Origin of the sequence: Enterococcus sp. GC34 (assembly GCF_040886645.1) — a bacterium.
GTDB classification, from domain to species: Bacteria; Bacillota; Bacilli; order Lactobacillales; family Enterococcaceae; genus Enterococcus; species Enterococcus faecalis.
In genome coordinates, this window is record NZ_JBFOEF010000004.1 from 183417 (window position 1) to 206612 (window position 23196).

Below are 23196 nucleotides of genomic sequence, written 5' to 3' on the forward strand. Positions count from 1 at the left end.
ATGGAATAATTCTATAAAATTATGAAAAAACAATGAGCTGTAAATTAACATTAATAAAAATTAGAAAGTGCTATCATTAAATATTAGTTAATTTATATAATGTTTTTGAAAGGACGTAAGGGGTGCGTATGGATGCAAGGAAATGAACAATTACTAGAGGTTTCAGGATTAGAAACAGCATTTAGAATCAAAGATGATTATTATAATGCCGTCGATGATGTTTCATTTGAATTGAAGAAAAATGAGATTCTAGCAATCGTCGGAGAATCTGGTTGTGGAAAAAGTACCTTAGCAACAACGATTATGGGCTTACATGATCCCAATCATACCAAAATTACTGGGGAAATTTTATACAACAATTTAAACTTAACTACGTTTAATGAAACATTGTACAACAAAGTCAGAGGAAACGATATTGGGATGATTTTCCAAGATCCGTTGTCTGCACTGAATCCGCTCATGCGAATTGAAGACCAAATTAAAGAAAGTCTCACGTATCATACCAAAATGACCGCACAACAAAAACAAGCACGGGCCATTGAACTGTTAGATCAAGTGGGGATTCCCAACCCAGAGCGTGTCGGGAAACAGTATCCTCATGAATTGTCTGGCGGCATGCGCCAACGGGTGATTATTGCCATTGCAATCGCGTGTAAACCACCGATTTTAATTGCAGATGAACCAACAACGGCCTTAGACGTTACCATTCAGGCACAAATTCTCGATTTGTTAAAAGATTTGCAAGAAGAAACAGGGAGCGGCATTATTTTAATTACCCATGACTTAGGTGTAGTTGCGGAAATGGCTGATCGTGTAGCGGTTATGTATGCGGGTCAGTTTGTAGAAGTAGCCACTGCTGAAGAATTGTTTAGTCATCCGAAACATCCATATACACGTTCCTTACTTCAGTCCATTCCCCAAGAGAATTCAGATGAAGAAGAACTTCATGTGATTGAAGGGATTGTTCCTTCGTTAACCAAATTACCTAGAAAAGGTTGTCGGTTTGCCCCACGAATTCCTTGGATTGATGCATCGGAACATGAAGAAAATCCAACATTACATGAAGTTGCACCGAATCATTATGTTCGTTGTACATGTTATAAACATTTTCATTTTAGAGACGGGGAAGGGGAAGCGTAATGACAGAAATTATTCAAATTAAAGATTTAAAAGTTCATTATCCAATTCGCAGCGGCTTCTTCAATCGAATCACTGATCATGTTTTGGCGGTTGATGGTGTGGATTTCATGATTGAACAAGGTAAAACGTATGGGTTAGTTGGTGAATCGGGTTCTGGAAAATCAACAACAGGAAAAGCAATTATTGGTTTAGAAAAAATTACAAATGGTGAAATTATTTATCAAGGACAAGATGTAACCAAGCCGCGAAGTCGAAAAGCGATTGGATACAACAAAGATGTCCAAATGATTTTCCAAGATTCGATGTCAAGTTTAAACCCTAAAAAACGAGTACTAGATATTATCGCCGAACCAATTCGAAATTTTGAACGGTTAAGTGACCAAGAAGAAAAGAAAAAAGTCAAAAGTTTATTGGACATTGTGGGGATGCCAGAAGATGCGTTGTACAAATATCCTCATGAATTTTCTGGTGGACAACGCCAACGTTTAGGCGTCGCCCGAGCGGTGGCTACCAGCCCCAAATTAATTATTGCAGACGAACCTGTTTCAGCACTGGACTTATCTGTGCAAGCACAGGTATTGAATTTTATGAAAAACATTCAACAGGAATATGGGTTAAGTTACTTATTTATTTCCCATGATTTGGGCGTAGTTAAACATATGTGTGACAACATTGCCATTATGTACAAAGGCCGTTTTGTAGAAATCGGTACACGCCAAGATATTTACACTAATCCACAACACATTTATACCAAACGCTTACTTTCAGCAATTCCTAAAATTGACGTAGCGAACCGAGAAGCTCACAAAGAAGAACGAAGAAGAGTTGAGCAAGAGTATCGGGAAAATCATAAAGACTATTATGATGAAAATGGGCGGGTTTATAACTTACATGCGATTAGTCCAACCCACCAAGTAGCGTTAAAAAATGGAGGTGCTGAATAATGTGGAAAACAATTTTACGCCGTTTGTTATTGATGATTCCGCAAGTGATTATTTTAAGTGTCTTGATTTTCCTGTTGGCTAAAATGATGCCAGGTGATCCGTTTACAGGATTGATTAATCCGAACCAAGACCCGAAAGTGATTGAAGCCATGCGCGAAGCTGCCGGGTTAAATGATCCTTGGTACGAACAATATTTCCGTTGGATTGGCAATGCCTTACATGGGGATTTTGGGCATAGTTTTATCTTTAAATTACCTGTGTCCACGCTCATTGCTGGTCGGGTGGGGAATACGATTGCATTGGCCGCTGTGTCAGTTATAATCACGTATTTAATCGCCATTCCTTTCGGTTTAATTGCTGGCCGTTACCAAAATTCATGGTTTGACAAAATGGTGGTTATCTACAACTTCTTCAGTTTTGCCGTACCATTATTCATCTTTGCCTTGATTATGCTCTTTATTTTTGGGTATCGCTTAGACTGGTTCCCAACGAGTGGAACCGTGACTGTTGGTTTGGCTGAGGGAACATGGCCGTATTATTTAGATAAACTGAAGCATTTAATTTTACCAGGGGTCACTCAAGCGTTGTTAGGGACAGCGGTCACTATTCAATATTTGCGCAGTGAAGTGATTGATGTTAAAAACATGGACTTTGTTCGTACTGCTCGTTCAAAAGGAGTGCCAACGAATAAAATTTTTAATCGACACATTTTTAGAAATGCAGCATTACCAATTGCCTCTCAATTAGGTTATGAAATTACTGCTTTGATTGCCGGATCAGTCGTTATTGAAAAGATTTTTGCTTTCCCAGGAATTGGAAAATTATTTATTGATAGTATCATTCAACGTGACTATTCCGTTATTACCGCTCTCGTGTTGATTTTGGGATTGGCAACCCTTATCGGAACCTTAATTTCTGATATTGTAATGAGTATTGTTGATCCAAGAATTCGAATTCAGTAGAAAAAACACGAAGAAAGGGTGATAAAAATGGAATTGACAGAAGAAAAAAGAGAAGAAGTCTTACAAGAAAGTATTCCACCAATGGGCTTTCGGATGATTGCGCGAGAATTCGTCAAAGAAAAAATGGCGATGTTTTCTTTAATCCTTTTGGTCATTATCTTATTAGCCGTTTTTATCGGTTCGTTAGTGTTAGACCAAAGTGCCGTTATGCATGTAAGTATTTTAGATAAATATGCGGAACCAGGTACCGTTACAATGAATGGCACCAAGTTCATTTTAGGTGCCGATGAAGGGGGTCGTGATGTTTTAGGGCAATTGATTATCGGGGCTAGAAACTCGATTTTAATCGGTTTTGCCATTACGATTATTACGTCTATTATCGGGGTCGGTTTAGGGATTATTTCCGGTTATTATGGAGGCATGATTGATAATATTTTGATGCGTATCGTGGATTTTATTATGATTTTGCCAATTATGTTAATTATTATTGTGTTCGTTTCCGTGATTCCTAAATATAGTATCTGGTCCTTTATTTGGATTATGTGTGCGTTTTATTGGGTTGGAAAAGCGCGGTTGTTCCGCAGTAAAACGTTATCTGAAGGGCGCCGAGATTACGTTAGTGCCTCTAAGACAATGGGAACAAGCGATTTTAAAATTATGTTTCGAGAAATTATGCCGAATTTAAGTTCATTAATTATTACGAACTTAACGATTAATTTCGCGGCCAATATCGGGATCGAAACAACGTTAACTTTCTTAGGCTTCGGGTTACCACAAAGTGTCCCAAGTTTAGGAACCTTAATTGGCTACGCCAGCAGTGGGGATGTATTAGTCAATAAACAATGGGTTTGGTTACCTGCATCAATTCTAATTTTAGTCTTGATGTTAAGTATAAACTATGTTGGACAAGCATTTAAGCGCTCAGCAGATGCACGACAACGATTAGGCTAATTAGCCAAAAAATGAGGGAGGAAAAGAGATGAACAAGAAACGGATTTTAGGTGCAATCACGTTAGCTTCTGTGTTAGTATTCGGGTTAGCTGCATGTGGTGGCGGCAATAAAGGCGGGGGCAATAAAGCAACGGAAACAGAAGACATTTCAAAAATGCCAATCGCTGTTAAAAATGATAAAAAAGCAATTGATGGCGGGACATTAGATGTCGCTGTAGTTATGGATACACAATTCCAAGGACTTTTCCAGCAAGAATTTTATCAAGACAACTATGATGCACAATACATGCTTCCAACGGTACAGCCATTATTTAACAATGATGCAGACTTTAAGATTGTCGATGGGGGTCCTGCGGATCTGAAATTAGATGAAGATGCCAATACAGCAACCATTAAATTACGTGACAATTTGAAATGGTCTGACGGTAAAGATGTGACGGCAGATGACGTGATTTTCTCTTATGAAGTCATTGGTCATAAAGACTATACAGGGATTCGTTATGATGATAACTTTACGAATATTGTTGGCATGGAAGACTACCATGCTGGTAAATCACCAACCATTTCTGGCATAGAAAAAGTCAATGATAAAGAAGTTAAAATCACTTATAAAGAAGTTCACCCAGGAATGCAACAATTAGGTGGCGGTGTTTGGGGTTCAGTTTTACCAAAACATGCCTTTGAAGGAATTGCTGTTAAAGACATGGAGTCAAGCGATGCAGTTCGTAAAAAACCTGTGACTATTGGACCATACTACATGAGTAATATTGTGACAGGTGAATCTGTTGAATACCTACCAAATGAGTATTACTACGGTGGCAAACCTAAATTAGATAAATTAGTGTTCAAATCTGTTCCTTCTGCGAGCATTGTAGAAGCGATGAAAGCGAAACAATACGATATTGCATTATCAATGCCAACAGATACGTATCCAACCTACAAAGATACTGAAGGGTATCAAATCTTAGGACGTCCCGAACAAGCCTACACGTATATTGGCTTTAAAATGGGTACGTTTGACAAAGAAACCAATACAGTGAAATACAATCCAAAAGCTAAAATGGCAGATAAAAGCTTACGTCAAGCCATGGGCTATGCAATTGACAATGATGCAGTCGGCCAAAAATTCTACAACGGCTTACGAACAGGGGCAACAACGTTAATTCCACCAGTCTTCAAGAGCTTGCATGATAGCGAAGCGAAAGGCTATACGCTTGATTTAGACAAAGCGAAAAAATTATTAGACGATGCTGGTTATAAAGACGTAGACGGCGATGGCATTCGCGAAGACAAAGAAGGCAAACCACTAGAAATCAAGTTTGCTTCAATGTCAGGCGGCGAAACTGCACAACCACTTGCTGATTACTATGTCCAACAATGGAAAGAAATTGGCTTAAACGTAACGTATACAACAGGACGCTTAATTGATTTCCAAGCCTTCTATGATAAATTGAAAAATGATGACCCAGAAGTAGATATCTATCAAGGCGCGTGGGGCACAGGTTCAGATCCTTCACCAACCGGCTTATATGGTCCAAACTCAGCCTTTAACTATACACGTTTTGAGTCAGAAGAAAATACTAAATTACTTGATGCGATTGATTCAAAAGCATCATTTGATGAAGAAAAACGTAAAAAAGCCTTCTACGATTGGCAAGAGTATGCCATTGATGAAGCGTTTGTAATCCCAACGCTTTACAGAAATGAAGTCTTGCCAGTCAACGACCGTGTAGTTGACTTTACTTGGGCAGTTGATACGAAAGATAATCCATGGGCAACGGTGGGTGTCACTGCGGAAAAACGTTAAACAACGTTCCGCTGATTTAATAGAGATAGAACGAGGTCGGGACAGAAGTGTTTAACTCCGAGAAATAAGGAGGAGTTGCTTCTGTTCCCGCCGTTTATCAGTTTTTGAGCGTGGCGCAAAAATCCAAAGTGATTTTTGTCCCACGCTCTTTCTATCTCTTACGTAAACAAACGCTTTTATCTCAGTCATAGCCCTATTTATTTATTTTTTTCTAAAAAATAATGAGAACACAGTGAATAACAGGCTTTTTCTGAATAGAACCATTTAAAAAAAGTGAAAAAAAAAGTATAATGAAACAAGGTGTAAATAAATGTAAAGGAATGTGGAGAATGGACAATCAGTTAACAACAGAGTTAAAAGAACGTTACGGCATTGTTTTCCATGATGTCAATCTATTAGAGCAAGCTTTTACTCATTCATCCTATGTGAATGAGCATCGCTATTTAAAATTATCCGATAATGAACGTCTTGAATTTTTAGGAGATGCAGTTTTAGAATTAATTGTTTCACAATATTTGTATTTAAAATTCCCAGAACTTCCAGAAGGAAAATTAACGAAGATGCGCGCAGCCATCGTTCGGGAAGATAGTTTAGCCAAATTTGCGAAAGAATGTCACTTCGACAACTACATTTTATTAGGTAAAGGAGAAGAAGCATCGGGCGGACGAACACGTGCATCATTATTATGTGACTTATTTGAAGCCTTTTTAGGTGCCCTCTACTTAGACCAAAAAGTTGGCGCAGCCAAGAAATTTATTGAAGACGTTATTTTTCCGAAAATTGATGCCGGTGCTTTTTCACATGAGATGGATCACAAAACACAATTACAAGAAGTTTTACAACGCAAAGGCGATGTTTCAATTGAATATCGTTTAATTAAAGAAGAAGGCCCTGCCCATGACCGCACCTTTTTCACTGAAGTTTACATGAATGGTGAACTCATTGGGTTAGGCCAAGGAAAATCGAAGAAGTTAGCTGAACAGGATGCCGCTGAGCGGGCACTGAAAAGTATTCCTCAGTAAGGCTGGAAGGAGCAATATTCGTGTATTTAAAACGAATTGAAATTACAGGATTTAAATCATTTGCAGATAAAACCATTATTGAATTTGAAGATGATGTGACAGCAGTGGTTGGTCCGAATGGAAGTGGGAAAAGTAATATCACGGAAGCCGTTCGCTGGGTATTAGGTGAACAATCTGCGAAAAACCTTCGTGGTGGCAAAATGAACGACATTATCTTTGCCGGTTCGGAAGGTCGTAAGCCGCTAAATATTGCGGAAGTTACCGTGACGTTAGACAACAGCGACCATTATTTAGCATTGGATTATAGTGAGATTAGTGTCACCCGTCGTTTAAAACGAACGGGCGAAAGTGACTTTTTTATTAATAAACAAGCGTGCCGTTTAAAAGACATTCAAGATTTATTTATGGATTCAGGGTTAGGCAAAGAATCTTTTTCAATTATTTCACAAGGGAAAGTTGAAGCGATTTTTAATAGTAAACCTGAAGACCGTCGAGGGATTTTTGAAGAAGCAGCGGGCGTTTTAAAATACAAACAACGAAAGAAAAAGGCTGAACAAAAGCTTTTTGAAACTGAGGACAACTTAAGCCGTGTCCAAGATATCATTTACGAGTTGGAAGACCAATTAGTTCCTCTAGCCGCCCAAGCAGATGCGGCTAAAAAGTATTTAGCTTTGAAAGAAGAACTTACCGAAATTGATGTCAATTTAACTGTGACCGAAATTCAAGAAGCAAAAGCTATTTGGGAAACGAAAACGCAAGAATTAACAGCCATTGAAGAAAAGTTAGCTGGCGCAAGTAAGCAAGTCCATGACCTAGAAGGCAAATTGGTACGTTTACGAAGCAAGCGCAATCGTTTAGATGAACAAATTGAAACGGAACAACAACAATTATTACAAGTGACAGAAGCGTTGAAACAAGCAGAAGGACAAAAAAATGTTTTAATTGAACGTTCCAAACACACCTCCCAAACGGCAAGCGAATACGAAGAGACATTGGCAGAAACGGCCGAAAAAATTGTTCGTTATCGAGAAGAATTGCAGACGCTGGAAACAGCAATTGCAGAAAAAACGGCACAACGTCAGACGTTAAAAGAAGCATTGGCTTTGGCAACAAAAGATGTGGAAAAATATAGTAAGTCTTCTAAAGAATTGATGGAGGAATTGCGCAGTCAGTATGTGGAAGTCATGCAAGAACAAGCCAATACAGCCAATGACTTAAAATATTTAGAACGACAATATCAACAAGAAACAGCTAAAAATCAACAATCGCTAGCAAAACACGAAGCGCTAGAAGAACAGATGGTTGAAGCTCTCGCAATGAAAGAAACGCTAGAAAAAGAGCAAAAAGTCGCAAAACAAGGCTTACAAGAACAACTGGAAGAATACACCGCGTTGAAAGCAACGCTTGAAGCCAAACGTGAACGATTAGCACAGCGTCAAAACGATATGTACCAAGCGATGAATCAAGTGCAACAAGCGAAGGCACGCCAAAAAAGTTTGCAAGAAATTCAAGAAAATTACGCTGGCTTCTATCAAGGCGTGAAAGCTGTATTGCGTCACAAAAACCAATTAACTGGGATTGTTGGCGCAGTGGCTGAGTTAATTGAAGTGCCTAAAGAATATACGTTGGCGATTGAAACGGCCTTAGGTGGTGCGGCGCAACATATTGTTGTGGAAAATGAGAAAGATGGTCGTGCAGGCATTACCTTCTTAAAACAACAACACAGCGGTCGAGCAACCTTTTTACCATTGACCACCATTAAGCCGCGCTCTGTATCGGCGATGGTTCAGAATCGTTTGGCTGGTGCACCGGGCTTCGTAGGGATTGCCAGTGAATTAGTTCGTTATCCAGAACAAGTACAAACCGTTATTCAAAATCTCTTAGGCGTCACGATTTTAGCGGCAGATTTAACGAGTGCCAACCAGTTAGCAAAATTAGTCAATTACCAATATCGCGTTGTCTCATTGGAAGGCGATGTGATGAATCCTGGCGGTTCGATGACTGGGGGAGCCAATAAACGTGGCAACCAAGGAAGTCTATTTTCACAAGCGCAAGAACTTCAAACAATTACTGAACAAATGACTCAATTAGAAACACAACTAAGAAGTGTGGAACAAGAAGTCCAAGCGCTCTCGCAAGAAGTGAAAACAGCCACGGAACGTGCAGAAATGTTGCGCTCTGCTGGTGAACAAAATCGCTTAAAACAACAAGAAATTGACAATAAATTAGCCAATCAAACAGAAACGATTACTCGTTTAACAAAAGAAAAACGTCTGTTTGAATATGAATCACGTGAATTGCATCAATTCTTAACCGAATATCAAACGAAAAAAGCCACATTGACAGAACAACAAGCAAACTTAATGGCAACGAAAGAACGTTTAGATGCTGAAATGAAACAAGTAGAACAAGAAGCTAGCCAAATGGAAACCTTTAAAGCCCAAGCGCAAGAACGCTTGACGACAGTTCAAGCAGAACAAGCAGTAGCGGCGGAACAATGTGCCCATTTTGCTCGTCAAAAGCAAGACAAACAAGAACAATTGGACGAATTGTTGATTCGAGAAACGGCCATCCGTCAACAGCTACAACAACTAAGTAGCCATTCTAGCGATCACCAGTTAACCGAAGAAGGCTTAGCGGCACAAGTCGCGCAATTAGCGGAGAAACAAACAGCGTTGCAAACCTCTTTACAAACGGCACGTAGTCAACGACAAGCGTTGCAAGAAGAAGTAGACGAGTTAGATACAAAATTAGCGGAAGAAAACAAACGCCAACAACAGTATTTAGCAGATAAAACACAAATTGAAGTCCTAAAAAATCGTGCAGAAATGCAATTAGATAGCTCGTTAAGTTACTTACAGGAAGAATACAGCTTAACCTTTGAAGCTGCCTATGAAGCGTATTTCCCAATCGATGATTTAGCGCAAGCACAGCAAACAGTGAAACGCCTAAAACAAGAAATTGAGCGGTTAGGACCTGTTAACTTAAGTGCCATCGAGCAATTTGAACAAGTCGATGAACGCCATCAATTTCTAGTCAGTCAACGTGATGATTTATTAAATGCGAAAGAACAATTATTTGAAACCATGGATGAAATGGACCAAGAAGTGAAAGAACGGTTTAAAGAAGTCTTTGAAGCAATTCGTGGCCAGTTCAAAGTGGTATTTCCTAATATGTTTGGTGGCGGACGGGCAGAACTGGTGCTAACCAACCCAGAGGATCTCTTGAATACAGGGATTGAGATTGAGGCGCAACCACCAGGGAAAAAATTACAACATTTAAGCTTGTTGTCTGGAGGCGAACGGGCATTAACGGCGATTGCATTACTCTTTTCAATTATTCGTGTTCGACCCGTTCCGTTCTGTATTTTAGATGAAGTAGAAGCAGCTTTAGATGAAGCCAACGTTGCTCGTTTTGGCCATTATTTAAGCGAATTTGAAGATGGCACACAGTTTATTGTGGTGACGCATCGTAAAGGAACAATGGAAGCCGCAGATGTTTTATATGGCGTGACTATGCAAGAATCTGGGGTTTCAAAAATCGTTTCAGTTCGCTTGGAAGAGGTCAAAGAAGGTGGCGCAATTGAAAAAAGCAATTAGCCAGAAGCAAGGAGGAGCGAACGTTTGATAAAATTAGTTGCTATTGATTTAGATGGAACATTATTAAATAGCCAAAAAGAGATTTCTTTACGGAATAAACAAGCACTGATGGCTGCGAAACAAGCAGGCGTGAAAGTTGTTATCTGCACAGGTCGACCTTTGGCAGCCATTGGTCCTTACTTAGAAGAATTAGGTTTACAAGAGGAAGGCGATTATAGCATTACTTTTAACGGCGGGTTGGTTCAAAAAAATGATACAGGGGCTATTATTGAGAAAACATTGATGCCCTTGGAAGCGATTCATGAGCTGTACCAATTAGCAACCACACTCAACATGCCGTTTGATGTCTTATCCGATGAGGTCGTGATGCAACTGCCTTCTGCCCCAAATTATCCTTCAATTTATAGTTCTCTAAACAAATTATTAACCTTTGAGTCCTACAAATTAGAAGAGTTAACCCCGAATCGAATTTATAATAAAGTTGTTGTTGCGATTGATGAAGCGTATTTAAATGAACGCATCAAGGAAATTCCGGCCTCTTTTTATGAGCGCTTTGAAATTATTAAAACGCGAAATAACTTATTAGAATTTATGCCAAAAGGGATTACGAAAGCCTATGGTATTTCCTTGTTAGCCAAAGATTTAGGAATCCGTGCAGAAGAAATCATGACCTTAGGGGACGAAGAAAATGATTTACCGATGATTGAATACGCTGGCTTAGGTGTCGCCATGGCAAATGCGATTCCATTAGTTAAAGAAGCCGCAGATGTCGTTACAGACACGAATGACCAAGATGGCGTTGCCAAAGCGGTCGAAAAATATATTTTAACGCCGTTGGAAGGAGGCCAATAAGAATGGGATTTTTTGATAAAATTAAAAAAGCTTTTTCCGCTGAAAAAAAGGAAGAAGAAAAACAAGAGATTGTTGAAGAAACAGTAGACGAAACACCTAGTGATGAATCAGCGCCTGCTGAATCAAAAGAAACCGCAGCAGAAGAGGCGCAAACAACGCCAGAAACGGCAGCGGAAGAAGTCGCAGAAACAGCCGATTTAACAGATAACGCTGAAATGGAAAAATTAGCTGGCGTAGAAGAAGCATTAGATGAAGAGCCAGAAGAAATCCTGACAGAGGAAACACAAGAAGTTGTTGTGGACGCGCCTGAGGAAGAAAGTAGTGTTGTGACTCCGTTGGCAGAACCAACAGACACGCAGGTTTCAGAAGAAATTGAAGAGTCGAAAGAAGAGCAAGTCCAAGAAAAATATGAAAAAGGCTTGGAAAAAACACGTAAAACATTTGGTCAACGGTTGAACGAATTGTTTGCTAATTTCCGGAGCGTCGATGAAGATTTCTTTGAAGAATTAGAAGAAACGTTGATTGGTGCAGACGTAGGCTTTGATACATCCTTAAAAATTACAGAAGCCTTGCGACAAGAAGTGAAACTGCGAAACGTGAAAAAACCAGCTCAAGTTCAAAATACCATCATTGAAAAAATGGTTGATTTGTATGAAGAAGCAGGAATTAATGAAAATAACGCGATTAACTTACAGCCAAATGGCTTAACCGTGATTTTATTTGTCGGTGTTAATGGAGTGGGTAAAACAACCAGCATTGGTAAATTAGCCCATCAATACAAGTTGGAAGGAAAGAAAGTTTTAATGGCAGCTGCCGATACGTTCCGAGCGGGCGCCATCGATCAATTAGTTGTTTGGGGCGAACGGGCTGGCGTTGAAGTTGTGCGTGGGAATGCTGGCGGCGACCCAGCAGCGGTCGTTTTCGATGCAGTGGAACGTGCCAAAGCAGAACAGGCCGATGTTTTGCTAGTGGATACAGCAGGTCGTTTACAAAATAAAGTCAACTTAATGAAGGAATTAGAAAAAATTAAACGAGTCATCCAACGAGAAATTCCAGATGCGCCTCACGAAGTTCTCTTAGTCGTGGACGCAACTACTGGGCAAAATGCGATGACACAAGCCAAACAGTTCAAAGAAACAACCGATGTCACTGGCTTAGTTTTAACCAAACTAGACGGAACAGCCAAAGGTGGTATTGTCATTGCTATTCGGAATGAATTACACTTGCCAGTGAAATTAGTTGGACTAGGTGAAGGAATTAACGATTTAGAACCATTCAATGCCAACGATTTCGCAATGGGCTTATTTAAAGGCTTATTAAAAGATGTTTAGTTGTAGAAAATAACAGGTTTGGGAAGAACGTGGGACAGGAGTATTTAGCTTCAAGAATGAAGAAGCTACTCCTGTCCCGCCGTTTATTTTAGGATTGGGACGGATGTTCTAAGTTCTTCCTAAATCGTTTCTGAAAAAATGAAGGAGTGAGGGAGAAGATGACAGAACAAATGTGGATTGAGAAGTTAGGATTAGAAGCGCATCCTGAGGGCGGTTATTTTAAACAAACCAATAAAAGTGAACAATTGATTCCAACCAAACGAGGCGAACGGGCGTTGCATACAGCGATTTTGTTTCTATTAAATACAGAAAGTCCGTCACATTTTCATCGTTTAAAAGCGGATGAATTATGGTTTTTTCACGATGGTCAGCCATTAACCGTTCACTGTATTTTTCCTGATGGAACGTATCAAGCTGTTCAGTTAGGGAAAGACTTAGTTCAAGGACAACAGCTTTCATTCTCAGTTCCTGCCGGCACAATCTTTGGCTCTACAGTAGCGACAGGATTTGCGTTAGTCAGTTGTGTGGTTACACCAGGCTTTGAGTTTGAAGATTTCGAGTTATTTACTCAAGCGGAATTGTTAAACGATTATCCACAACATAGTGAAATCATTCAGCACTTGGCTTATCGAGAATTACCTTAAGAAAACGTTTTAGTAACATTTCTTTTATGAATATGCTAGTATAAATCAAACAAGCTTGTTGATTTTGTCGCAACGCACACTTAGCTGTCGTAGATGATTAAAAGAAAGGGATGAATCACATGGGCACAATGGTTTTTGTTAACTTCCCAGTAGCGGATGTCCAACGTTCTACAGCATTTTATGAAAAACTTGGATTCAAAAAGAACGAGGAATTTTCAACAGAGGAAGCTAGTTCGATGATGTGGGATGATCAATTTTGGATTATGTTGTTGAACCATGACTTTTATGGAAAATTTATCCAAGAAAAGCAAATTATTGATGCGCAAACAACCAGTGGGGCATTAATTTCCTTTAGTTTAGAGAGTGCCGAAGCCGTAAAACAGTTTGGCGAAACCGCCAAAGCTAACGGAGGCAACTGCTACCGAGTTGATATGGGAATACCAGAAGAGCAAATGTATGGCTTAGAAGTGCAAGATTTGGATGGCAATAGCTTAGAACCTGTCTGGATGAAGATGTAAAAAGAGCCGCAAAATCTCTACAGATTTTGCGGCTCTTTTCCTACAAAAAACTATTGTAAATTATTGGCATTAGTAGCTTCAACACCATAAGAATCAGCTACTTTTTTCAAGCTAAATCCTTTTCCGTAGACTTCACTTGCACTCATTGAAATCAAAAAGGCTTCTTCATCAATCTCAAGAATGGCTTCTTTTAAGCGGGGAAAATCTTTTTCACGAATGACGGTCATTAAAAGCATGCCTTTCGCGCTTCGATAACCGCCTTCGATTGGCACCAAGGTCACACCTTTATCTAGTTCACGTAATAAGCGTTCTTGAATAGCGACATATTTTGGTGAAATAATCATCACATTCTTCGATCGAACCAGACCAACTTGAATCATGTCAACGACACGACCAATTGTAAATAAACAAATTAAAGAGAATAGCACAATATCTGCATTAAAAGCATACATTGCTGATAAAATGACTAAACCATCGACGAATAAAATAGCAATACCTAAGGAAACTTTGAAGTATTTATTGACAATTTGTGAAATGATTGCTGTCCCACCAGTTGAAGCATTGCCACGGAAAACCAAGCCTAGGCCAGCACCTGTAATAATACCGCCAAATAATGCTGCTAGAAAAATATTATGTGTTAAAACAGGCATCCCTGAAGTAATTCCTACAAAAAATGGATAAATAAGACTGCCATAAATGGTTTTGACACCGACCTCTTTCCCAAGAAGTAGGAAACAAAGCACTAAAAGAGGAATATTGATGGCGTAAAGAACAATGGCGGGACTAATCCCGAAAACATAATTAATAACAATACTAATGCCATTGGCTCCGCCTGCGACAAGTTTATTTGGCAATAAGACCGCATTGATTGAAATGGCCAAAATGAATGCACCGACTGTTACATAGGCGGTGTCTTTTAAACGTTGGGCTGTAAAAAATTTGTTCATAAAATACCTCCAATTATTTATTAGTTTAGTGAATGATGACATAAAAAAAGACAGAACATGAGAGACAAGCCTAATCGACTTATGTCCCACACTCTAAATCTTCAACTAATCAACTGAACACTTTTTCCTTATACTAACATGAAATACGGCAAGAAAACATAGTGAACAAACAATTTTTTGGAAAAGAGGTCGGGACAGAACCGTTTAGCTCCGAGAAATAAGAAGAAATTTTCGAAAATTGCTCTTTAATTTTTGGAGAATTTCGGCTTATTCCCGAAGGAGTTGGTTCTGTTCCCGCCGTTTATCAGGTTTTGAGCCCGGAACAAAAATCCAAAGTGATTTTTGTCACAGGCTCAAAAAAGTCAAAAAGCGGCCAGCCCAAATAGCTTCATGATGTTGGATAATTTGTGCCGCGGTTAAATGTCCATTATCCAAGGTGGAAGTGGTTTTCGGTGTCATCAAACACGTATAGCCTAAACCATGAGCCATCCGAATTGTAGTGTCCACACAAAACTCGGTTTGGACACCAGCGATTTCTAACGTTTGAACGGCTTGTTCCGTCAATAAATCATTTAAATTTGTTTGGTAAAAGGCATTCGCATGTGTTTTTCGGATGAAAAAATCTGTGGGTTGTGTATCCAGCTTTTCAAAAAGTTGCCAAGAGTCTGAGCCAAAAGGTAATTCGGTTTCTTCATGTTGAACAAAAATAATGGGCGCATGGTGTTGGCGGTAGACAGCAATACGCTGATTGACTTTATCCAACACTGCTGGTAGACGGTACAATTGCTGCGTCGGACTTTCGATGCCTTTTTGAAAGTCAATTAAAAGTAATGCACGATTTTTCATGAGCAATCCCCACTTTCTATAAACTAGTTGTTTTCAGTATAACGGAAAAAGGCGCTCTCAAAAAGTGTCTCGAAAATTCTCAAGCGAACGTTCAAAAAAACAGCATATTTACTCGTTTTCCTATATAATAGTAAGAGAAACAGATAGTTTGTAGAAAGAAAGGCGACAAGATGAATTATAGAGAATTAATGCAAAAGAAAAATGTTCGTCCTTACGTATTGATGGCTCGTTTTGGTTTAGAAAAAGAAAACCAACGTAGTACACGAGAAGGGCTTTTAGCGACAACTGATCATCCCACGGTTTTTGGTAACCGTTCTTATCATCCATATATTCAAACAGATTTTAGTGAAACACAATTAGAACTAATCACGCCTGTAGCAAATAGCGGCACAGAAATGCTTCGTTTTTTAGATGCCATTCACGATGTGGCTCGTCGTTCGATTCCAGAAGATGAAATGCTGTGGCCATTAAGTATGCCGCCACAATTACCAACAAAAGATGAAGAGATTAAAATCGCTAAATTAGATCAATATGATGCGGTGTTATATCGTCGTTATTTGGCAAAAGAGTATGGCAAACGAAAACAAATGGTCAGCGGAATTCATTTTAATTTTGAATATGACCAAGCCCTGATTCAGCAATTATATGATGAACAATCCGAAGTGACAGATTGCAAACAATTTAAAACGAAAGTGTACATGAAAGTTGCCCGTAACTTTTTACGTTATCGTTGGTTAATTACGTATCTTTTTGGGGCTTCGCCAGTTAGTGAAGACGGCTACTTTAGGGTCTATGACGACCAACCGCAAGAACCCATTCGCAGTATTCGGAATAGTACGTATGGCTACAGAAATCATGACAATGTGAAAGTATCGTATGCCTCATTGGAACGCTATTTAGAAGATATTCATCGCATGGTGGAAAATGGTTTACTTTCTGAAGAAAAAGAATTTTATGCGCCTGTGCGCTTACGTGGCGGGAAACAAATGTCTGATCTGCCTAAAACAGGTATTCGCTATATCGAGTTGCGTAATTTAGACTTAAATCCTTTTTCACGTTTAGGCATTGTGGAAGATACTGTGGATTTCTTACATTATTTCATGTTGTATTTATTGTGGACAGATGAAAAAGAAGAAGCGGATGAATGGGTAAAAACTGGCGATATTTTTAATGAACAAGTGGCTCTTGGTCATCCTCATGAAACGATTAAGTTAATTGCAGAAGGCGATCGGATTTTTTCAGAAATGATTGATATGTTAGATGCTCTAGGCATTCGCAAAGGCAAAGAAGTTGTCGGTAAGTATTATCAACAACTGCGGAATCCACAAGACACCGTTTCTGGCAAAATGTGGACGATTATTCAAGAAAATTCCAACAGTGAACTGGGAAATATTTTTGGAAACCAATATCAAAGTATGGCCTTTGAACGCCCTTATCAATTAGCTGGTTTCCGTGAGATGGAATTATCCACACAAATTTTCTTGTTTGATGCGATTCAAAAAGGTTTGGAAATCGAAATTTTAGATGAACAAGAGCAATTTTTGAAACTGCAACATGGCGAGCACATTGAATACGTCAAAAATGCCAACATGACTAGCAAAGATAACTACGTGGTACCATTGATTATGGAAAACAAAACCGTGACAAAGAAAATTTTGTCTGCAGCAGGGTTCCATGTGCCTGGCGGTGAAGAATTTTCATCTTTTATTGAGGCACAAGAAGCACATTTACGCTACGCCAATAAAGCGTTTGTCGTGAAACCAAAATCAACGAATTACGGTTTAGGAATTACCATTTTTAAAGAAGGCGCTTCGTTGGAAGACTTTACGGAAGCGTTACGGATTGCTTTTAAAGAGGACACAGCGGTTTTAATTGAAGAGTTTTTACCTGGAACAGAATATCGGTTCTTTGTGTTAGATAATGATGTAAAAGCCATCATGTTGCGCGTGCCAGCCAATGTTACCGGAGATGGCAAACACACTGTAGAAGAATTGGTGGCCGCTAAAAATAGTGATCCATTGCGGGGGACCAATCACCGTGCACCACTAGAATTAATCCAGTTAAATGATTTAGAAAAACTAATGTTGAAAGAACAAGGTTTAACTATCTATTCTGTGCCAGAAAAAGAGCAAATCGTGTACTTGCGAGAAAATTCTAATGTTAGCACGGGCGGGGATTCGATTGATATGACCGATGTCATTGATGATAGTTATAAACAAATCGCCATTGAGGCCGTAGCTGCTTTAGGAGCCAAAATTTGTGGCATTGATTTAATCATTCCTGACAAAGACGTAAAAGGCACACGTGATAGCTTAACGTACGGGATTATCGAAGCGAACTTTAATCCAGCCATGCACATGCATGTGTATCCATACGCTGGACAGGGTAGACGCTTGACAATGGACGTTTTAAAACTTTTATACCCAGAAGTGGTTCAATAAAAAAAGAATACCGCCAAAAAATTCATAATAGATTTTTTGGCGGTATTCTTTATAAAAACGTTTTCTTGGTGAACCCAATAGGTTATACTAAAGCTATTACCAATGAAAGTTGTATGACGGTGGCTCTGAGTTAGAGAGGCAGGTGATGCCTATGTGTATCCGATGCACTTTAACGAAAGGAGCATTTTTTGTCAATCGAAGCGGCATTGGAATTGATGATTAGTTTTGCAACCCTTGTTGCGTTACTGATTTTCGGTATCCTTGAAGCAACGAAAAACAATAAAAAATAACCGTTCACAAGCTTCGTAGGCCGAACGGTTAAGATTCAAAACTTAACTCAGTAAGCCACCAGTTCTTATAACTGGTGTTGGTATAAAGGAGAGGTATGTACCCGCATACCTCTCTTTTTCATCTTTATAATAGCACAATTCTATTATAAATGGAAGCGCTCATAACTTATGTTTAAACAATCCAATGACTCATAACTTTTCTTGAGCTTTTTATGAGTGAAATAGTTTTTGCCAGAAGCCTTTTTTAGCTTTTGGCTCTTCTTTTGGCGTTTCGGTTGCTTGAGGATATTTTTCTGTAACGTCAATCACAGGTTCATCGACTGCATGTTTTTCAGCTAACAGTAAGCCGAGAGAGTCAGGGTTGTTCTCCACAAAATTGTTAACAATCTTAAAGGTTGCGCCATGCTGATTTAATAATTTAATATAGGTACTTTGCAGGTCAGAAGAGATTTCTCCGTTTAAAAGTACTGTAACTTCAGGATGCTTCGCTAATTCTTCTAATAAATGTTGTTGGTTCTGTGCATCTTTCATTTCAGCGACGGTCATGGAGAGACGGCAGCGTTCACGAAATGTGCCCATATATTTGTGTTGTTCTTCAGGATTGACGAGGGGCGTACCGTACATTCCTTTATCCAGACGTTGTTGTAAGTCATCATTCGCCATTCAGTAACACTCCTTTCCTAACGTTTCCCTCCATTATAGCATATCTTAGATAAGTCGTTGGTCAGTCGGCTTGAGAAGAAGTTTTTAAGAAAGGAAAAAAAGTGGTTGCATTTGTGATGGTTTTCTCATACACTGTAATTAAGAATGAGAATCATTCTCAATTAAATAAAAATGGAGTTTTCTCATGAAAAAGATTGGTTTGTTTGTTCTACTATTACTTTTCAGCTTATTGTCATTAGTGATAGGGGTGAAGGACATTGCACTTTCTCAGTTGTTTCAATTAGATGCGCAGCAACAATTTGTTTTATTTACCACCCGTGTTCCCCGCACGTTGAGTTTAATCATTGCTGGTAGTACGATGAGTATTTCTGGATTGATTATGCAGCAACTCACACAAAATAAATTTGTCGCTCCTAGTGTCGCTGGAACAACCGATAGTGCAAGGTTGGGTATTTTAGTTGCAATGTTATTTTTCCCAACAGCTCCGTTTCTCTATCGAACGGCAATTGCTTTTATTTTTGCGCTAAGCGGGACCTTATTATTCTTAGCGCTCATTCGATTATTACCAAGTAAGAATCAAGTGATGGTCCCTTTGGTGGGCGTGATGTTTGGTAACATTCTAGGCTCAATTGCCACATTTTTTGCCTACCAATACCAATTGGTTCAAAATATGTCTGCTTGGTTACAAGGAAATTTTTCCACAGTTATGAAAGGGAATTATGAATGGTTATTCTTAATGATTCCTTTGTGGTTTGTTATTTATTTATTTGCTTATCATTTCACTGTCGTTGGTATGGGTGAAGCATTTGCAAATAGTCTTGGCGTCCATTACCAGCGAATTCAGTTTTTAGGTTTGACGCTGGTTGCTTTAGCAAGTGCCATCGTTTTATTGATGGTGGGGAATATTCCGTTTTTGGGGGTTGTGATTCCCAATCTCGTGTCTTTACGTTATGGCGATCATATGAAAAATACCTTGTGGTTAACTGGGATTTGTGGGAGTTTGTTCTTGTTAATCTGTGATATTTTAGCACGAGTATTGATTGCCCCTTATGAAATTCCTGTCAGCGTGGTTGTCGGAACATTAGGGAGCATTTTGTTCATTTTATTATTACTAAGGGGGCGCAAACGATGAAACGGCCTTTAAAAAAATGGCTTTCATTACTTTTGCTTTTAGCTGCCGTAGTAATTGTGAGTCTTTGTTATTTAACTTATAACACGTATGGCAATTGGTCCTTTGCTTTGGCGTTACGAGGGAAAAAGTTATTGGCTTTTATTTTTGTCGGAATCGCTGCGGCTTTTTCAACTATTAGTTTTCAAACAGTCACGCAAAATCATTTCCTAACGCCAAACATTTTAGGGATGGATTCCTTGTATGTCTTTGTGCAGACGGTGTTATTTTTTCTTTTAGGAGGCGCACAAGCGTTAGGTCAAGTAAGTCTTGGCTCGTTTTTGATGAACGTCTTTTTAATGGTGTTTTTAAGTACTAGTTTATCGTATTTTCTATTACGCAAAAATCAATCCGATTTATTTTTATTATTGATGATTGGCATGATTTTAGGTACTTTTTTCAGTAGTATTAGTACGTTTTTACAAGTGATTATGGATCCTAACGAATACGACTTACTCCAAGGAAAGTTGTTTGCCAGTTTCGGTAACGTCAATAGTCAGTATCTCGTTTTCGTTGGTGTGGCGGTGCTCATGATTTGTGGGATACTTTGGCGGGAAAGTTACCGTTTAGACGTTTTACATTTAGGGAACCATCAAGCCCAGAATTTGGGGATTGCTGTGAATCAGTTTCAATTAGTGTTGTTGTGTTTGATCAGTAGTCTGGTCGGCTTATCAACAGCATTAGTGGGACCGATTACATTTTTAGGTTTTATCGTGGCCAATATGAGTTATCAATTCATGAAAACCTATCGCCACCGAGAACTGTTTGTGGCAGGGAGTTTAATAGCAGTCTTTTTACTGGTGTTTGGTCAATTGATGGTTGAACAGGTCTTTCATTTGAATACCCCGCTCAGTGTGGTGATTCAATTTGTTGGAGGCGTTTATTTTATATGGAAAATTATTGCAGAAAGGAAGCAACGCACATGATCCAGATGAGTGATGTATCAAAAAAATATGGCGATAAATTTGTCGTTTCAGACATTGATTTACCTATTTCTGAAGGCAAATTAACGGCCTTTATTGGGCCAAATGGCGCTGGGAAAAGTACGCTGCTAGCCATGATGAGTCGCTTAATTCCCAAAGATACCGGGGAAATTTATCTGGACAAGCAAGAAGTAAAAACCTGGAAGCAATCGGCTTTTTCACAAAAAATTGCCCTTTTAAAACAAGCCAACGGTGTACAACTTAAATTAACTGTGCGAGAACTGGTCAATTTTGGTCGTTTTCCTTATTCCAAAGGTCGCTTAAAAAGCGCTGATCATGAAAAAGTAACAGAAGCACTGGAACAATTGGGCTTAACTGAAATGGCAGAAGAATACATTGATACCCTTTCTGGGGGCCAATTACAACGGGCGTATATTGCCATGATTTTAGCCCAAGATACCGATTATATTTTATTGGATGAGCCCTTAAACAACCTCGACATGAATTATGCGGTTCAAATGATGCAGATTCTTAAACGCTTAGTGGATGAACTAGGAAAAACGATTCTGATTGTTCTACATGATATTAATTTTGCCGCAAGCTATGCAGATGAAATTGTCGCCATGAAAGGCGGCAAGCTCTATGCGCATGGCGCAACAGAGGAAGTTATTCAAACAAGTATTTTAAATGATCTTTATGAAATGAATATCCGGATTTGTGAAATTGAAGGAAAACGCTTTTGTCTTTATCACTAAATCGGGCAATTTAAAAATAACGTTTTTGGAGGAAAAAAATGAAAAAGAAATTTTTAGCAATGATGGCAGTTTCAATGATGGGACTGTTAATGTTAAGTGCTTGTCAAACAAATAAAAAAACAGCAGATTCTGCAACAACGGAAACAACAGCCAAAACGGAAGTTACAGTCAAAGACACCAATGGTCAATTAACCGTTCCCAAAAATCCTCAGAAAGTCGTTGTTTTTGATAATGGTTCCTTGGATACAATGGACGCACTAGGTGTCGGTGACCGCGTGGTAGGTGCGCCAACCAAAAATATCCCTGCGTATTTGGAAAAATACCAAAAAGTTGAATCAGCAGGCGGCATTAAAGAACCAGATTTAGAAAAAATCAATCAACTAAAACCAGACTTAATTATTATCTCTGGTCGTCAACAAGATTATCAAGAACAATTAAAAGCCATTGCGCCAACCATTTACTTAGCTGTAGATGCCAAAAATCCTTGGGCATCAACGAAACAAAATATCGAAACGTTAGGCACTATTTTTGATAAAGAAGAGGTAGCCAAAGAAAAAATAACCGGCTTAGAAAAAGAAATTACTGACGTGAAAAAACAAGCAGAAGCTAGCGCGAATAATGCGCTTGTTGTGTTAGTTAACGAAGGACAACTTTCCGCTTACGGAAAAGGCTCTCGTTTCGGTTTAATTCATGATACATTTGGCTTCAAAGCAGCAGACGATAAGATTGAAGCTTCCACTCATGGGCAAAGTGTTTCTTACGAATATGTTTTAGAAAAAAATCCTGGGATTCTCTTTGTGGTAGATCGTACCAAAGCAATTGGTGGCGACGATTCAAAAGATAACGTCGCTGCAAACGAATTGATTCAAAAAACCGATGCTGGTAAAAATGATAAAGTCATTATGCTTCAACCAGATGTTTGGTATCTAAGTGGTGGTGGATTAGAATCAATGCATTTGATGATAGAAGATGTTAAAAAAGGATTAGAGTAAAATTGTTTTAGAAAAGAGGAATTGAAACCTCTTTTCTTTTTTTGATGAAAAACAAAAAAGTTTTAAATTAAAAATGTGGTTGACGGCCTCGAAAATGTTTGCTAAACTATCCGTAAATCAGTATGATTGATGAAACAAATAAAAGAACAAAATGTGATGAGAAGGAAAGTACTTTTTAAAATAGCTTGCAGAGAGCCTCGTTTGGTGAGAAGAGGTAGTGACGTTAAAGGGGAAAATGGCCTTTGAACAGGTTGGTTGAAGCCGTTCGCTTAAACCAATTCAGGTGCGCCTGTTATAGCGCTACAGTATGATTGTACTGGAAACGAGCGGATCTTTTTTAGCGAAGAGATCAACAAAGGTGGTACCGCGATTGCATAAGCATTCGTCCTTTTTAGGACGAA

At 38.9% G+C, this 23196-nt stretch carries 19 protein-coding genes, 1 pseudogene and 1 other annotated feature; of the genes and pseudogenes, 17 read left to right on the forward strand and 3 right to left on the reverse strand.

Annotated elements, in window-relative coordinates; translation table 11 throughout:
- Positions 1–99: 99 nt before the first annotated feature.
- The 11 genes from opp2D (at position 100) to AB3I72_RS05820 (ending at position 13770) form a co-directional block, all read left to right on the forward strand.
- Complete coding sequence (opp2D, locus tag AB3I72_RS05770) at positions 100–1140, forward strand: oligopeptide ABC transporter ATP-binding protein Opp2D (RefSeq protein WP_002367425.1); 1041 nt, start codon at positions 100–102, stop codon at positions 1138–1140.
- Positions 1140–2084 carry an oligopeptide ABC transporter ATP-binding protein Opp2F gene (gene opp2F, locus AB3I72_RS05775; RefSeq protein WP_002354942.1) on the forward strand — a complete coding sequence of 315 codons (945 nt, stop codon included), beginning with the start codon at positions 1140–1142 and terminating at the stop codon, positions 2082–2084. The genes opp2D and opp2F overlap by 1 nt, the downstream gene beginning before the upstream one ends.
- Positions 2084–3046, forward strand: a complete 963-nt coding sequence (gene opp2B, locus AB3I72_RS05780; protein WP_002354943.1) for an oligopeptide ABC transporter permease Opp2B — start codon at positions 2084–2086, stop codon at positions 3044–3046. Before opp2F ends, opp2B begins: the two co-directional genes overlap by 1 nt.
- A gap of 27 nt (positions 3047–3073) precedes the next feature.
- On the forward strand, positions 3074–3997 hold the full coding sequence (gene opp2C / locus AB3I72_RS05785; protein WP_002365358.1) for an oligopeptide ABC transporter permease Opp2C: 924 nt from the start codon (positions 3074–3076) through the stop codon (positions 3995–3997).
- A 28-nt stretch (positions 3998–4025) separates the two neighbouring features.
- The gene (gene opp2A, locus AB3I72_RS05790) at positions 4026–5804 is read left to right on the forward strand and encodes an oligopeptide ABC transporter substrate-binding protein Opp2A (RefSeq protein WP_002380956.1); all 1779 of its coding nucleotides are present in this window, start codon (positions 4026–4028) and stop codon (positions 5802–5804) included.
- 329 nt (positions 5805–6133) lie between these two features.
- Positions 6134–6826, forward strand: a complete 693-nt coding sequence (rnc, locus tag AB3I72_RS05795; protein ID WP_002354946.1) for a ribonuclease III — start codon at positions 6134–6136, stop codon at positions 6824–6826.
- A gap of 20 nt (positions 6827–6846) precedes the next feature.
- Positions 6847–10425, forward strand: coding sequence for a chromosome segregation protein SMC (gene smc, locus AB3I72_RS05800; RefSeq protein WP_002368437.1), 3579 nt, complete (start codon positions 6847–6849; stop codon positions 10423–10425).
- A gap of 24 nt (positions 10426–10449) precedes the next feature.
- Positions 10450–11277, forward strand: a complete 828-nt coding sequence (locus tag AB3I72_RS05805; RefSeq protein ID WP_002354948.1) for a Cof-type HAD-IIB family hydrolase — start codon at positions 10450–10452, stop codon at positions 11275–11277.
- Positions 11278–11279: 2 nt separating this feature from the next.
- Positions 11280–12608: a signal recognition particle-docking protein FtsY gene (gene ftsY, locus AB3I72_RS05810; protein WP_368023690.1), complete on the forward strand. Its 1329-nt coding sequence runs from the start codon at positions 11280–11282 to the stop codon at positions 12606–12608.
- Between the two features lie 158 nt (positions 12609–12766).
- A complete protein-coding gene (locus tag AB3I72_RS05815) occupies positions 12767–13252 on the forward strand; it encodes a cupin domain-containing protein (RefSeq protein WP_002381091.1) in 486 nt (161 codons plus the stop codon).
- Between the two features lie 119 nt (positions 13253–13371).
- A complete protein-coding gene (locus tag AB3I72_RS05820) occupies positions 13372–13770 on the forward strand; it encodes a VOC family protein (protein ID WP_002354951.1) in 399 nt (132 codons plus the stop codon).
- Positions 13771–13820: 50 nt separating this feature from the next.
- Here the strand turns inward: AB3I72_RS05820 and AB3I72_RS05825 are convergent, their stop codons facing one another.
- Both AB3I72_RS05825 and AB3I72_RS05830 read right to left on the reverse strand, forming a co-directional pair.
- Positions 13821–14717: a YitT family protein gene (locus AB3I72_RS05825; RefSeq protein WP_002365354.1), complete on the reverse strand. Its 897-nt coding sequence runs from the start codon at positions 14715–14717 to the stop codon at positions 13821–13823.
- Positions 14718–15062: 345 nt separating this feature from the next.
- Positions 15063–15563 (reverse strand): cysteine hydrolase family protein, encoded by a 501-nt coding sequence (locus AB3I72_RS05830; protein WP_002378961.1) that lies wholly within the window; start codon positions 15561–15563, stop codon positions 15063–15065.
- 170 nt (positions 15564–15733) lie between these two features.
- On the opposite strand from AB3I72_RS05830, the gene gshAB reads away from it, so the two are divergent.
- Both gshAB and AB3I72_RS05840 read left to right on the forward strand, forming a co-directional pair.
- On the forward strand, positions 15734–18004 hold the full coding sequence (gene gshAB, locus AB3I72_RS05835; RefSeq protein ID WP_002354955.1) for a bifunctional glutamate--cysteine ligase/glutathione synthetase: 2271 nt from the start codon (positions 15734–15736) through the stop codon (positions 18002–18004).
- A gap of 162 nt (positions 18005–18166) precedes the next feature.
- Positions 18167–18294, forward strand: a pseudogene (locus AB3I72_RS05840) (putative holin-like toxin).
- 210 nt (positions 18295–18504) lie between these two features.
- Here AB3I72_RS05840 and AB3I72_RS05845 read toward each other — a convergent pair.
- Entirely contained in the window at positions 18505–18957 is a 453-nt protein-coding gene (locus AB3I72_RS05845) for a YueI family protein (RefSeq protein WP_002383256.1), read from the reverse strand.
- A 184-nt stretch (positions 18958–19141) separates the two neighbouring features.
- Between AB3I72_RS05845 and AB3I72_RS05850 the strand changes: the two genes are divergently transcribed.
- From AB3I72_RS05850 to AB3I72_RS05865, 4 genes are read left to right on the forward strand one after another with little or no spacing between them, the layout of a single operon-like run.
- Positions 19142–20089, forward strand: a complete 948-nt coding sequence (locus AB3I72_RS05850; RefSeq protein WP_002394759.1) for an ABC transporter permease — start codon at positions 19142–19144, stop codon at positions 20087–20089.
- Positions 20086–21051 carry an iron chelate uptake ABC transporter family permease subunit gene (locus tag AB3I72_RS05855; RefSeq protein ID WP_002371665.1) on the forward strand — a complete coding sequence of 322 codons (966 nt, stop codon included), beginning with the start codon at positions 20086–20088 and terminating at the stop codon, positions 21049–21051. The genes AB3I72_RS05850 and AB3I72_RS05855 overlap by 4 nt, the downstream gene beginning before the upstream one ends.
- Entirely contained in the window at positions 21048–21803 is a 756-nt protein-coding gene (locus AB3I72_RS05860; protein WP_002354962.1) for an ABC transporter ATP-binding protein, read from the forward strand. The genes AB3I72_RS05855 and AB3I72_RS05860 overlap by 4 nt, the downstream gene beginning before the upstream one ends.
- A gap of 38 nt (positions 21804–21841) precedes the next feature.
- Positions 21842–22795, forward strand: coding sequence for a siderophore ABC transporter substrate-binding protein (locus tag AB3I72_RS05865; RefSeq protein WP_368023691.1), 954 nt, complete (start codon positions 21842–21844; stop codon positions 22793–22795).
- A gap of 147 nt (positions 22796–22942) precedes the next feature.
- Positions 22943–23188 (forward strand) — a binding site (T-box leader).
- Positions 23189–23196 lie beyond the last annotated feature (8 nt).

Excerpts from the sequence above, each read along its gene's own strand:
- AB3I72_RS05825 (WP_002365354.1), bottom strand. The coding sequence starts at position 14,717 with ATGAACAAATTTTTTACAGCCCAACGTTTAAAAGACACCGCCTATGTA.
- AB3I72_RS05855 (WP_002371665.1), top strand. The coding sequence starts at position 20,086 with ATGAAACGGCCTTTAAAAAAATGGCTTTCATTACTTTTGCTTTTAGCT.
- opp2D (WP_002367425.1), top strand. The coding sequence starts at position 100 with ATGTTTTTGAAAGGACGTAAGGGGTGCGTATGGATGCAAGGAAATGAA.
- AB3I72_RS05820 (WP_002354951.1), top strand. The coding sequence starts at position 13,372 with ATGGGCACAATGGTTTTTGTTAACTTCCCAGTAGCGGATGTCCAACGT.
- AB3I72_RS05865 (WP_368023691.1), top strand. The coding sequence starts at position 21,842 with ATGAAAAAGAAATTTTTAGCAATGATGGCAGTTTCAATGATGGGACTG.
- rnc (WP_002354946.1), top strand. The coding sequence starts at position 6,134 with ATGGACAATCAGTTAACAACAGAGTTAAAAGAACGTTACGGCATTGTT.
- opp2A (WP_002380956.1), top strand. The coding sequence starts at position 4,026 with ATGAACAAGAAACGGATTTTAGGTGCAATCACGTTAGCTTCTGTGTTA.
- gshAB (WP_002354955.1), top strand. The coding sequence starts at position 15,734 with ATGAATTATAGAGAATTAATGCAAAAGAAAAATGTTCGTCCTTACGTA.
- opp2B (WP_002354943.1), top strand. The coding sequence starts at position 2,084 with ATGTGGAAAACAATTTTACGCCGTTTGTTATTGATGATTCCGCAAGTG.
- AB3I72_RS05830 (WP_002378961.1), bottom strand. The coding sequence starts at position 15,563 with ATGAAAAATCGTGCATTACTTTTAATTGACTTTCAAAAAGGCATCGAA.
- ftsY (WP_368023690.1), top strand. The coding sequence starts at position 11,280 with ATGGGATTTTTTGATAAAATTAAAAAAGCTTTTTCCGCTGAAAAAAAG.
- AB3I72_RS05860 (WP_002354962.1), top strand. The coding sequence starts at position 21,048 with ATGATCCAGATGAGTGATGTATCAAAAAAATATGGCGATAAATTTGTC.
- AB3I72_RS05845 (WP_002383256.1), bottom strand. The coding sequence starts at position 18,957 with ATGGCGAATGATGACTTACAACAACGTCTGGATAAAGGAATGTACGGT.
- AB3I72_RS05850 (WP_002394759.1), top strand. The coding sequence starts at position 19,142 with ATGAAAAAGATTGGTTTGTTTGTTCTACTATTACTTTTCAGCTTATTG.
- opp2F (WP_002354942.1), top strand. The coding sequence starts at position 1,140 with ATGACAGAAATTATTCAAATTAAAGATTTAAAAGTTCATTATCCAATT.
- AB3I72_RS05815 (WP_002381091.1), top strand. The coding sequence starts at position 12,767 with ATGACAGAACAAATGTGGATTGAGAAGTTAGGATTAGAAGCGCATCCT.
- opp2C (WP_002365358.1), top strand. The coding sequence starts at position 3,074 with ATGGAATTGACAGAAGAAAAAAGAGAAGAAGTCTTACAAGAAAGTATT.